The organism is bacterium (assembly GCA_028820935.1).
In the GTDB taxonomy this organism is placed as follows: Bacteria; Actinomycetota; Acidimicrobiia; order Spongiisociales; family Spongiisociaceae; genus Spongiisocius.
In genome coordinates this window covers 35,888-47,787 of the sequence record JAPPHZ010000049.1, presented here as the reverse complement: position 1 = coordinate 47,787, position 11,900 = coordinate 35,888, and the positions used below count along the sequence as shown (strand labels likewise).

Genomic DNA, 11,900 nt, shown 5'->3' with positions numbered 1-11,900 from the left:
GATCACCCACTAACCAACCCCCACGAAACCGCGCAACTTTCAACCGGCCTTGACACCACCCCGACAAACACCTTGATCTGTGGCTCTCTCATCCGGGCCCTCTCCTTTCGGTAGACTGAACCATCGAGATCGCCCCACAGGCGCGGTTGCCGTCAACCACCTTACGAACTAGCCCTATCACGAGTTTGCATGTTTCTATTGGAGGTCAACAGCGCCCTCACACGGCGGGTGGCAACACCCCCCAGGCCATCTAGGTAACAGGGGGACAAGGCCCTACCCGCCGTGGCGAGCAACCAGCCCAAATGCTCACACACCCGAGCCACCCAACAAGGTAAGGGGGACATATGTCCTCCTCTATGGTACGCTGGGGGGAAAGGAGCGCCAATGACCCCCACCAAGGTACTGGACGCGACGCTAGAACCGGGGATCTCGAACGGGCGGCCCGTCGCAGTGTTCCGGTCGGTCGATCATCACACCGGGGACGAGGTACGCCTGCGAGTAACCAAACGAGGTCACCACAACCCCGACCACATCGCCACCTACCGTGTGTTTCCACGAGCCTCCACCCGGTCAGCCCTCCCTGCTCAAGGCGGCGCAGGTGACCGACCCCGAACCGATCCCGACGGGCTAATTCACCAGCCCGCCAGCCACCGCGATCCCCCGCCCACGGGGGTCGCTGCCGCTCCTGCCTGATCATTCTCCTAGCCGTCTTGGTGGAGCAGCCTGCCGACCCGGCCTAGCAGCAGGAGCGACGGTGGGGAGGGGCGGGTAAGGCGCACTCCCCTTACGAACAGTGTCTTGGGAGGCACGCCCGTCCCGTTGAGAGTTAGCCGGCGCTGTCGGCAAACTTCCAGAACCTTGACGTTCCTGATATCACTGTCAAGTCACGTGCAGCGCCGTCCTGGGTACTTTCATACCGCACTACCAGGGCCCACTGCCACACACCAGGGAACGGGATACCCCACACACAGTGCAGCGCCTGGTCGTCGCCCGACGCGCAGCTGCCGCCCACCGAAAGGTCGTCCTCGGGTTGGCCTAGCCCTACCCTGGCCAGCAGCGCCAGGCCCGCCCGCTCGACCTCTCGCCGCTGAGCGGTGGTCATGGCATCCCACTGCGCGCCGAGGCCTGCGGACACGTTGCGTACGGTGCTCCGATCCGGGGCGTACCAGACGAACAGCGGATGCGCCGAAGATATTACCTCGGTCATCGTCCACACACACCCCGAGGTGTCCGTCACCGTCAAGTCGGCATCCGCCGACCACACCGGCCAGATGCGCGGTGATCCACTCCCAGCGGCCGGGTCTCCTGTGGTGATCGTGTAGCTGGAACCGCCGGGTCCGGACCCGGCCACGTCCGTCTGCCATCCCACCGCGGCGCGTACTGACCGCATCTGGTCGGCCGGGATCGTCAGTGAACACGCCGCGATGCCCGAAGTGACCTCAAACGTGCAATCCAGGTCGGCCACCCCGTTAGGGGTCGGGCTGCGGGGTGTCAGCGTTCCCGTCCACACTCCCACAGCTGTCGGCGTGCCCGACAGTTGCTGCGCCCATACGCCGTCAACGAACACCGTCCGCATTTGCATCCCGGTCGGCTCGTCCCCCGACCACACATATCGGGTGGCGGGCTGCGCAATCGGCAGCAACCGCGTCACCGCTACATCCTTCTCAAACTCCCAATCGCACACATCGGACCAGCCAGCCGGAACCGTCGTGGACGTTGTGGTGGTGGCCGTAGTCGTCGGCGGCGGGGGAGGCCGGGTCGTGGGCGTCGTTGGCGGCGGCGGGGGAGGCCGGGTCGTAGGCGTGGTAGGCGCGCCGGTGGTCGCCGTCGTCGTAGTTGTGGGTGCGGTGGTCGTAGTAGCGGCCGTAGTCGTGGGAGCGGTGGTCGTGGTGGGTGCGGCCGTCGTCTTAGTCGTGGGAGCGGTGGTAGTCGTCGTTGTCGGGGCGTGGGTGTGGGGTACGTTCACTGAACAGGAGCCGCCCCATACGTACCCCGAACACACGCGGACTTGGTGTTCGTTAACGACCCCGCAGCCCGCCGATCCCGGACTACAGGAGACCAGACGCGTTCTCCACCTAACACACACCCACACTCCCGAGACGCGGCCTCGCCTAGCGCAGTACCTTTCCTGCTTTCCCCACTGCTGAACTACCTTCCAGGTCCATGTTCCCGGCCTGGTTTGCGTGTGTGCCTGGGAGGGGTCGGACCGGAGTAGTACCACAGCGAGTGCCAGCGCCCCGGCCAGGACGAGCACGGAGGACAGGAGCAGTCTTCTCCGGTGCCGGGTGCTCATGACGGGGGCACCCCCAAATATTCGCCGGCCAGACGGTGCTTCTCCATCCCGCCCCGGTCGTAGGTCCACACCTGGTGCGAGTCGTCGCCGAGCGCGCGGGGGTCGTTGTAGTACCACAGATGGTTCGGTGGGTAGATGTCGGTGTCGAAGACGTCCGAGTCCGGGAACCAAGGGGTCGGGTCGGGCGGGCATACCACCCGATCAGCCCAGGCAGGATTCCACTCGAACGAGGTAGTAATCCACCCGGCGCAGAACGACCTGTAGGACAGCCGCCATGTGCCGTCAGCGGTGCGCACAGCCAGCACCTCGATCACGTAGGGTTCTATGCCTGCTTGCTCGGCCCAGCCGGCCTCGATGATGGCAAACATCTCCTCCAGCGTGAACGGAGGACCCGCGTAGTACGGGTCGTTGTCGCTGAGGAACCTGATCATGGCTTCGTAGTCCGCGGTAAAGGCCTGGCGCAGGTCGTCGGTCAACTTCACGGGGGGTCTCCCGACCCGGTAGCCGACTTCGATCATGGACGCCTGCGGGAACGATCCTCCCCATTGCATGGTCTCGAACTCCACCAGCGTGTGGGCTCTCCACTCTTCAGCGAAGGAGATCGCGTAGACCGGGTCGTCGATGCTGTCCTGGTAGGCGAACACTTCGCCCAGGGTGTGGCCGTCTCGGATCGCTGCCATACGATGGGGCGTGGGGCCGGCCTCGGCATACCGGATGGCGGTGCTCACCGCGGCGACAGTGCATGGGTCGGTCACGTCGGCGCCCTGTTCCCACAGGTCCTCGACAGGTGGGCAGTCCCGTCCCAGCGCCTGAGCGGTGTCGGGGTACCGGGGCTCGGCGAACGGCGTGGTGGGCCGTATCGGCGGGCCGGTGGGCCACTCCACGCCGTCCCACTCGCCCGCCCAATACTCGCCGTCGCGGTGGAACGCCACTACGAGCGTTTCACCCAGCGGCCACGTGGCGGTGACCTCCATAGCTGTCGGGTATTCCACCCACGCCAAGTCATACCGATACGGGTAGTACACCCACAGGGTTGCTTCCTGATGTACGCGGCGGAACGTTTCCCCCACATCCCAGAACAATTCGGCCTCCGCAGCGGACCCCTCGACCGTCCCGTGATAGAACAGGTAATACCGGTACGGTCCCCATTCGCGGTCCTCGCCCATCGCGAGGGCGTGATCGGCGCCCACCTGGTCCGGATCGACAAGGGCAAACGCCTCGTCACCGAGGCCCGGCCGCCACCACACCGTTTCCACAGCCGCCTGGGTCGCCTGCGTGCTCTCGTCGCCGCCAGATGCGTCATCGGCCTCGTCGGGATGGTCCGGGTGGCACTCCCCGTCGTGGGCGTGGTAACCGTCATCACACACGATCGGTGTGGATGTGGTGATAGTGGCGGATGAGATGGTTGTCGTCGGGGGAGTAGTGCTGGAAGCGGTCGGCGTGGTGACGGGAGTGGTGGTTGTCGTGGTTGGGGGAGTAGTGGTAGTGGTGGCCAGGTCAGCCGCGTGGAGCCGGGTCGTGGCCGGGGTGAGTCCTGCGGTGGTGGTCGGTGCCGGCCGCGCTACCACCGCTGGCACTACGTCGGCGGTGCGGAGGAACAGCACCCAGACCGCCCCGGCGGCGAGAGCGACTACACCGACTACCAAGACGGCTATCAACAATCTGGAGTTGCGGTTCGTGGTCATCTTCTGACTCCCTGTCTGGGCGGCAGGGGCCTCTGAAGGCCTTGGGAGATGGAGGCAACAACCGCTAGTGACATAATCCGCCGTGTGCGCCACAAATCCCCCGCAGGGCGGGCCGACACAGACGCGGCGGGGGCTCCGCTAGGCAGCGTCACCGTAGATCCTGTCCACAGCAGCCCGGAACACCACACGGTGCGGCCACTTCTCGACCGCGGCGGCCAGCGCGTTGGCGGCTTCTTCCACCAGGTCGCCACGGACGGAACGTCTGATGGCGTAGATCGGGTCGTCGATCCAAGCAGCCATGGGACCCTCTGCCCGATGTAACGGCCGACCCAGCCCCTCGGCCAGCGTCACCGCTACCTCCTCCTCGCCGCGCAGCACAGCAGCGTTCAGGGCGGCTAGGTCCGTGACGACCCCCTCAGCCAGCCGCCAATACTGGCGGCCGTCCCAGGTCACCCACCCCGCCTTGCGGGCCCGCCATAGCAGCGACTTCGCCGCGGACCGGGACGTGCCCAACGCCCGATACGTCTCGGCCACCGTCGCCTCCCCCCGGTACGCGATCAGCGCCAGCAAGCTGTACCTTGGAAGCTTCATACCCCACTCGTTCCCGCACAACCTCAGGAGACGCACCTTGGGAATCCCTATCGCCTCGGCTACCTTCTCACCCGCCGTGTCCACAGGCCCCCCGGCAGCCGCTGCTCCTTGCCATACGGCGGGCGACGTCGCAGGCTGATCCGGATCGGGGGAGATCTCGAGGACAGCAGCGGCGAGTCGGTCGGTGAGGGTGCGTGTTGGTGACGGTTCGGGTTCCGGTTCGGTGGTAGAGAGGTTCAGGTCGGCTTCGGCGGCGGCGAGCTGGTCGGTGAGGGTGGATGTTGGTGACGGTGGCGGTCCCGGCGCCGCTGTTTCTGACTGAAACGCGTCGGCCGCTACGTCTGGAGGGGCCGGGTCGAGATGTTCGGTCGCAGTCGTGGGTGTGGGTAGCCGTAGCACGGAGCCGGAACCCGCCGGGTGGCGGCTGTTCTCGGACTCGGCGCGGGATCGGTCGAGCAGCAACTGTTGCGTGAACCTGGACCATGAGGCTGCGGGGATCGGCACCGGCGCGGCCGCCCGCGCGAGGTACCCGCCGCCGCTGTGCGGCTGCCAGGGGCGAAGGACGTGGATTGTCCGGGCGGCTCGGGTCACGAACGGGAGGGCGGCTAGAAGGGCTACGGCTACGGCGAGGGGTATAAGCGTCTCGTCTGGTTCTCCCTGTTGGCGTATCCGGTACCAAGGTGTTGTCACGTCGGCCAGTTGGGAGGGGATGAGGTCGCGGGACCACAGCCAGCGGGCTGCTAGGACGTAGCCGGCCACGATGACCACTGACACAACCCAGCGCCAGGTATTGGCCCGGCCGTCTGCCGTGCCCCACCGACGGGTGACGTAGGTTACGGCGCGCATGCGGGTACGGCTGTTACGTCGGCCGAGTAGGCGCCGGCGTCGAACCATAGGGACGCTTTGGTGGGGGAAGCCCCGAACGGGAAGCGGCGCCGGTGGCCGAGGTCGGCGGTGACTTCGATCACGTTGTTGGTGTGCCGGCAGGCGGTCGGGGGCGGCTGGGAGCACACCAGGTCGTCGGCGCAATCCGCTAGGGCGATCCGGTAGTCGCGGGCTGCTATCTCGTAGGCAAGTTCTTGGCCTCGGACCCACGCGGCGTAGTCCGCTAGGAACAGCATGGAGAACACGATCAGGCTGACCATGCTGACCGTGGTGACCGCCCAGCTCACCGCTGCTCCTGTAGCCCGCTGAACGGGTCGGTGCCGGGGGCGGTAGGGGAGGACGGTGGAGCGGACGGTAGGGGCACTTCGGACTGGTGGCTGACCCTGGGGGTCAGGCCTGGTACTGGTCCGGGCAGGAGCCAGCACTCCACTGTCACCCGTGCCCGGCTCAGGTCCGGGGCGGCGCCGACCCACACGGTGTTCGCCTCGTAGCGTGTGGAAGGCATCCAGTCGCCTGTCCGCTGGTCGTAGTACTGGACCGTCACGGCCAGTTGGTCGGCGCATACCCGCGACGCGGCTGCGGCTGCGCCCTCGGCTGCTTGAACCCCGGCTCGTACCTCGCCGGGTGACGCGTCGGCGTACACACCTGCCGAGGCGGTCACAACTCCTCGATGGGCTGCTGTGGCGAGTTGTTCCCGCCGGTCGGCTATCTCGACGATGGAGGCCATTGTCAGGATCCCGAGAAGGAGGACAGGTACCGCCAGCAGCGCGCCGACTATCTCGTCCATGTCAGGTTGCCTGTCCGCATGCGGTCGGCAGGGGCAGGCCGGTTGAGCGGGTCGGGGCGCAGGCCAAAGCGTGTATGGGGTCGGTCCACCACCACCGGCCGGCGCTGATGGGGACTATCTGCAAAGCGGCGAGCACGGCGCATGTGGCGGTGTCGGCGGTCAGCCCGAAGTCGGTGACGATGAGACGGTCGTTGCCTGCTAGCCGAGTCCCGGAGGCCTCCGCCGCGGCGGTCTCGGCCTGGGCCCAGTCCGTTCCGGTCGCCTGGCAGTTCCAGTCACGTCCGAGAGCGGCCGCCGCCGTGAACGCGGCGGAGCGGGCGGCGGAGCGGGCGTCGAGACCGGCCGTGTACGACACGAGCAGTGACAGGACCATGGTCACCAGCGCCACCCATACGGCGCCAAGCTTCACAACTGCGACCGCGGTGTCCACGCCGGCTCTCCGCCCTACTGCACCGTCGCCGAGGCTAGGTGCACTTGTCTCCGGTAGCGGAGGCGTCCCATGTTCCCCCCGCCGCGGTGCACACGGCCTCGACGGTGATCCCCGCGTATGGGTTCACGTCCTCGATGTCTTCTTGTCCGGCTCCTATTTGGCCCCACATGATGGCTATGGCGGCGATCATGCCGACCACCGCAGCCACGATGCTCAGGACTATCGCGACTGGTCTGTCCACTACCTCTCCTTCCTTACTTCACGGTGCCACCACGCCGCCGGTGTTGACCGATGCGGCTATACCGAACATGAGTATCGCTACCGCCACCGCGACGATGATGGTCCCGAGTGTCTGGGTACTCCTTCCGAGCCGGTCGGTCCGTTCTGCGCCGTTGGTGGCGTATAAGGAGATCGCACGGTCCATCACATGGTCTATGAGTTCGGCGCTGGCGGCGCCGCTGCGCTCTACCGCGTCCACGGTTCCGACCAACGTCTCGGCGGCTGAGCCGCTCACTCTCTGAGCGGCGGCTGTCAGGGGGTCCCTTCCCCCTTCGAGGGCGGTGGCGATAGCCGCCGCCACGGGTGTGAACGCCCGCTCGGTGGTCTGGTGGGCAGCTTCCACGGCGGCCTGACGCAGGGGCATCCCGATGGCGGTGTAGAGACGGACCCGCCGCAGCCACGAGTGGAGAGCGCTGGACTGGCGGCGACTGTGGGCGTCGAGGACCGCGCGCCGCAGCCCTGGGGGCAACAGCAGCGGCATCCAGGCACCAGCGGCCACGCCGACCGCTGGTGCCGCTCTTGACCCGGTGGTAGCTGCCAGGAGGGCGAACACGACCACAGCCACGACTAGGGCGCATACGGCGGACAGAGCAGTGAACATAGCGGCGTTCCAACCGGCCGCGGCGACGTCTTCGGCGTCGTGGTATACGGGTGGATCGGTCAGTACCAGCACCACCGCCAGCGCTACCAGCGCGGCCACCGCCAGCCAGATCATGAACGCATCTCCGCTGCTGCCGCGGCGAACAGGGGCGCACAAATAAGGCCGACTACTGTGGCCCCCATTAGCGCGGCCGTTTGCCCGGTGGGGCTCAGCAGCCACTGTCCGTAGGAGGGCAGCCACATTGCTAGCCCGAGGATGGTCCCGACCGCTAGGCCGAGCGCGATGACTGTGGGGATCATCTGCGCCGCGACGTGACGGTGGAAATGATGGGCGCTGTCGGCGTCCGCGGCGGCCAGGGTCTCAAGCGCGCTCAACACTTTGGACACCTGCCCGCTGCCATGCTTGGACGCCATCAGCAGGTCGGTGAGCCAAACCGCCGCGGTCACCGGGACGGCCTCGATGAACGCACGGCAGGCTTCGGCTACGGCCCCTTCCTCATATCCGCGGGCCAGGTCCGCGGCGGCCGCTCCGACACTTCCCGCCGCTAGCGGGGCGGCTCGGGTCAGTGCCTCCCCTACGGTGGTCGCCGTGGACGACTGGTTCCGCAGCACGGTCGCCAGCCGTGCCATCCGCTCTGTCCTACGCCGCCGACGGGCGCTACGGGTCCGCAACGCCACGGCCCACAAGCCGACACCGTAGAGGATGATGGCGGCCAGCCCGAGGGCCATACCCCACCGCGCCGCGACGGTGGCTCCCGTAGTCACCGCACCTGCCGGGCCGAGCACGGTCGCCGGGCGGGTTTCTCGCACCATTTGACGCGCCCGGGCGGCTCGCATCACCAGCAGTGTGGGAACCGGCCGGCGGTCGGGCCACACGATGAGGCCCACACCGGCGAGAGCAGTCACCGTGACGATCCACCCGGTCGGGTTCATTCCCCGCCCCCAGAGTCCACCACCCGCAGGTTCGGGTCGGAGCGCGGTTCGATCATGTCGTCAAGGGAGACCCCCACCGAGTCGTACAGGGCTGCCACCACGGGGTTCTGCGGGAGGCTGACGGGCCGCGCCCACCGGCGCCCTTCGGGCAGCTGCCACAGGCAATTCGTCCGGATCCGCATGCCGGCGCTGTCCATGTCTACGATCTCTGTTACGTCGGCGATCACCCTCTCGTTGCGGTTGTTGCGTCCCAGCCAGACCAGCAGATGCACCCCGGCCGCTATCTGACGGCGGGCGTATTGTTCGGGCGAGCCCTCCGCCGCGGCATAGGCCACCATCTTGTCCAGCACCCCCGTACCGGGCGGGGAGTGCAGCGTCGACAGGCATCCGTTCATCCCCGACGACATGGCGTCGAAAAGAGCGTCGGCGCCTTCTCCGCGTATCTCCCCCACGACGATCTTCGAAGCGTTGCCCCGTTTGGCCTCGCGGATATGGTCGGCCATCGTGAGCTGCCCCACACCGTCAGCGTTGGCGTCACGGGTGAGCCTCTCAAACGTCAGGCGGTGAATGCCGTAATGGGAGAGGCGCAGCTCAGCGGTGTCCTCGATGGTGTCCACCCTTTCATGCGGGGGTGTGTGGCCCAGGATCGCCTGGACCAGCGTGGTCTTGCCGCCCGACATCGTCGAGGCGATGATCACGTTCGCTCGGTGCGTCCCATTGCTCGCTGCTATGAGCAATGCGTTCAACCGCGAATCAGCGAAGCCCAACTCGGCCAGCGAAAGCCGGCCGCCCATGTTCGCCCTCAAGGCCAGGTACATGGGCTTGACAACGAACCCCTCGGCGTGGAGCCTCCATCGGTCTTTCAGGTGGAGATCAAGGCGCGGGTGCTGCTCATCGAAGCGGAGTGAGCGGTCACCACCGAACGTGGCCAAGAACTTGATCCCGTCCTCGAGGTCCTGGTCGGTGGCGAAGGGAGACTTCTGGTCCTCACGGCGACCGTCGGTGTACTGGACCTGCATCCGTCCTCCGGCGAACACCTGGAACTCCTCCACGTCGTCGCGTTTCAGAAGGCTGTCCAGCAGCTTCTCGGCTTGCTGGCGGGCTCCCGCCCGGTGCGTGGCCGAGTCGGACGCGGCGAACCGTCGGGGCTGTATTGCGTAGAAGGCCAGGCTGCGGCCCACGCGCCGCAGTTGCCTGATCGCCTTCCGGTGCGCCGCCGGGCGGATGTTCCGCATCGTGGTGACGCCGGCAGTGGCGGCAAGCAGAGGCACGTTCGGCACGGGCTCGTCGGTGACCATCACGACCATGATCGGGACCCTGTAGCCGGCGCTGGTGTCGAGGTCGAGCCAGGCCCTGACGTTCTGTGCTGTGCCCTCGGTGATGAGCGCGACCGCCGCGGCACCCGCCACAGCGGCGGTTAGGCGTCCGTAGTCGAGGTCGGACGACACCACGAGCACCTGCCCCCGGGCGGTTCCCAACGCCTCGTCACCGATCGTTTCGACCAAAGCGACTCCCGGCTCCTTGCGGCGCACTCCGTCAGTCAGGCTTCGGGCGATCCAGTCAGCCACCTCCGGGGCGAGTCTCTTATCCTTGATAAGCAGCAGCATCTACCCATCCCCCTCGCCGGGACTCTCATTGGTGTCCTCGGCCGGTGGGGGAGCAGCTTCGGGAGTCGGCTCCGGGGCGGGCTCGAGGGCATCGGGAGGGTCGGCGCACATGTCCCAGGTGCCGTCGGCGGTCGGTGACCATACAGCGAGGTCGGGTTGAGCCATTAGCTGGATGGCCACGTCCGGTGTGACCCACAGGCTGATGGCGGCCCCCTCGGCGGCGAGTAGTTCGGCGACCAACCAGGCGCAGCCCTCGCTGGCCGGCCCGACCGCCACCAGGTCGCCGGCGCCTGGTCCGGGCGGCGGGAAGTAGGTGGGGTTGACAAGGATCTGGAGCGGGAATGCCCCCTCCGGTACTCCGGAGTGGAGTCGCCACCGGTCCGGTCCGCACGATGGCCAAGCCACGCTGCCCGCCGGCCACACAGAGAGGTCTCCCGCCGCTCGGAGAGCGGCCAGGTCGTCGGCGTCGGCGGCTACGACCACGGCGCCGGTAGCGGCGTTCACGTCCAACAGGTCGGTCACGACCAGGGCACAGGCATCGGCGGCGGGCGCGACCACGGCCCGGTCGCCGGTTTGTGGCCCCGGCGGTGGCCACAGGTCCGTGGCAGCGGCCAGGGCGAGTCTGGTAGTGCCCGCCGGTGTCGTCCGGATCGGTTCGGGGGGTTCGGGGCGTAGACACTCAGGCCATGTCTCCCCTACCGGGGGCCATACGGCCAGGTCGGGTTGGGTCATGAGCAGGACGGCCACGGCGGGTGTGACCGCAACGGTCACTGTGCCTTGACCGGCCTCTACGTCTACCAGTTCGGTGATAGCGAGGGCGCACGCTTCGGCGGCTACGCCGACCACTGCCTGGTCACCTCCGGCGGGACCCGGGTCGGGCCACAGATTCGACGCGACCGCCAGGCGCAGACTGGTCAGCTCTCCTTGGCCGGGGAGCGGCCCCGGCGGTCGGAGCATCTCCGCGGTGATGAACGTCCCCCGGGGTATGTCGAGTGCGGCCACACTGTTGCCCAGTCCGTCGGGGGTCACGAACAGCGGGGCGAGGGACTCGGGGACGTCGATAACCACCACCTCGCCTGCGGTCCCACGCGGCCACGGCTCGGAGGCGAACAGGACTCCGACCACGGCCGGTGACGGAGCACGGCCGAACAACAGCACCAACACCACCGCCGCGGCGACTAGCACACCCGCCGCTGCGAGGCGTGCGGCTCTACCACTGAACACACCTACCTCCGAAACCCACACAGAAAGGGAGCATCCCTTGCTACCCGTAGACTCTAACACTGCAACGCTTTGCAACGCAAATAGGCTGTGATATCACCACTGGAGTGTTGCTCCGCCCCTCCTTTTGCAGTTGCTAGACCGCGGAAACGAGGGGGGCCACCGCCCGGCCCGGCGTAGAAGGCCTTACAGTCCGCCTTATAATGGTGAGATGAGGTGGTCGATCTTCACCGTCGCCGAGTTCGACATCTGGTTTATGGCGCTTACCGACACCGAACAGGACGAGATCACAGCTGTCATGAGGCTTCTGGCCGCTGAGGGTCCGACGCTGGGCAGACCGTTCGTGGACCGGGTGACGACATCGAAGTTCCACAACATGAAGGAGTTGCGTCCTCGTGGCGGCGCGAAGCACATACGGATCCTGTTCATCTTCGACCCCCGACGCGCCGCTGTGCTGCTGTTGGGCGGAAACAAGGAAGGCCAATGGGACAGGTGGTACCGCCGAGCCGTACCACAAGCGGACAGCCGCTACGAACGGTACCGCCGGGAGGTCGGTTTGGACGACCCATAAAGGGAGCTACCAGTCAAC

Annotated in this window: 14 protein-coding genes; 3 read left to right on the top strand and 11 right to left on the bottom strand. The window is 67.1% G+C overall.

Annotated features, from left to right (window positions below; translation table 11 throughout):
• Positions 1-826: 826 nt before the first annotated feature.
• The gene (locus OXM57_14650; protein ID MDE0353918.1) at positions 827-1,651 is read right to left on the bottom strand and encodes a hypothetical protein; all 825 of its coding nucleotides are present in this window, start codon (positions 1,649-1,651) and stop codon (positions 827-829) included.
• 73 nt (positions 1,652-1,724) lie between these two features.
• Between OXM57_14650 and OXM57_14645 the strand changes: the two genes are divergently transcribed.
• The gene (locus tag OXM57_14645; GenBank protein MDE0353917.1) at positions 1,725-2,147 is read left to right on the top strand and encodes a hypothetical protein; all 423 of its coding nucleotides are present in this window, start codon (positions 1,725-1,727) and stop codon (positions 2,145-2,147) included.
• Positions 2,148-2,289: 142 nt separating this feature from the next.
• On the opposite strand, the gene OXM57_14640 is transcribed toward OXM57_14645, so the two are convergent.
• Entirely contained in the window at positions 2,290-3,660 is a 1,371-nt protein-coding gene (locus tag OXM57_14640) for a hypothetical protein (GenBank protein ID MDE0353916.1), read from the bottom strand.
• Between the two features lie 7 nt (positions 3,661-3,667).
• Between OXM57_14640 and OXM57_14635 the strand changes: the two genes are divergently transcribed.
• Positions 3,668-3,985 carry a hypothetical protein gene (locus OXM57_14635; GenBank protein ID MDE0353915.1) on the top strand — a complete coding sequence of 106 codons (318 nt, stop codon included), beginning with the start codon at positions 3,668-3,670 and terminating at the stop codon, positions 3,983-3,985.
• Between the two features lie 131 nt (positions 3,986-4,116).
• On the opposite strand, the gene OXM57_14630 is transcribed toward OXM57_14635, so the two are convergent.
• From OXM57_14630 to OXM57_14590, 9 genes are read right to left on the bottom strand one after another with little or no spacing between them, the layout of a single operon-like run.
• Positions 4,117-5,415 (bottom strand): helix-turn-helix domain-containing protein, encoded by a 1,299-nt coding sequence (locus OXM57_14630; protein ID MDE0353914.1) that lies wholly within the window; start codon positions 5,413-5,415, stop codon positions 4,117-4,119.
• The gene (locus OXM57_14625; GenBank protein ID MDE0353913.1) at positions 5,403-5,741 is read right to left on the bottom strand and encodes a hypothetical protein; all 339 of its coding nucleotides are present in this window, start codon (positions 5,739-5,741) and stop codon (positions 5,403-5,405) included. Before OXM57_14625 ends, OXM57_14630 begins: the two co-directional genes overlap by 13 nt.
• On the bottom strand, positions 5,738-6,241 hold the full coding sequence (locus OXM57_14620; protein ID MDE0353912.1) for a hypothetical protein: 504 nt from the start codon (positions 6,239-6,241) through the stop codon (positions 5,738-5,740). The genes OXM57_14625 and OXM57_14620 overlap by 4 nt, the downstream gene beginning before the upstream one ends.
• Before the next feature lies 1 nt (position 6,242).
• Positions 6,243-6,671, bottom strand: coding sequence for a hypothetical protein (locus tag OXM57_14615; protein ID MDE0353911.1), 429 nt, complete (start codon positions 6,669-6,671; stop codon positions 6,243-6,245).
• 34 nt (positions 6,672-6,705) lie between these two features.
• Positions 6,706-6,912 (bottom strand): hypothetical protein, encoded by a 207-nt coding sequence (locus OXM57_14610; protein ID MDE0353910.1) that lies wholly within the window; start codon positions 6,910-6,912, stop codon positions 6,706-6,708.
• Positions 6,913-6,930: 18 nt separating this feature from the next.
• Positions 6,931-7,665, bottom strand: a complete 735-nt coding sequence (locus OXM57_14605) for a type II secretion system F family protein (protein ID MDE0353909.1) — start codon at positions 7,663-7,665, stop codon at positions 6,931-6,933.
• Positions 7,662-8,483 (bottom strand): hypothetical protein, encoded by an 822-nt coding sequence (locus OXM57_14600; GenBank protein MDE0353908.1) that lies wholly within the window; start codon positions 8,481-8,483, stop codon positions 7,662-7,664. Before OXM57_14600 ends, OXM57_14605 begins: the two co-directional genes overlap by 4 nt.
• On the bottom strand, positions 8,480-10,090 hold the full coding sequence (locus tag OXM57_14595) for an ATPase, T2SS/T4P/T4SS family (GenBank protein MDE0353907.1): 1,611 nt from the start codon (positions 10,088-10,090) through the stop codon (positions 8,480-8,482). Before OXM57_14595 ends, OXM57_14600 begins: the two co-directional genes overlap by 4 nt.
• A complete protein-coding gene (locus OXM57_14590; GenBank protein MDE0353906.1) occupies positions 10,091-11,314 on the bottom strand; it encodes a hypothetical protein in 1,224 nt (407 codons plus the stop codon). It lies immediately after the preceding gene.
• Between the two features lie 253 nt (positions 11,315-11,567).
• On the opposite strand from OXM57_14590, the gene OXM57_14585 reads away from it, so the two are divergent.
• Positions 11,568-11,882 (top strand): type II toxin-antitoxin system RelE/ParE family toxin, encoded by a 315-nt coding sequence (locus tag OXM57_14585; protein MDE0353905.1) that lies wholly within the window; start codon positions 11,568-11,570, stop codon positions 11,880-11,882.
• Positions 11,883-11,900 lie beyond the last annotated feature (18 nt).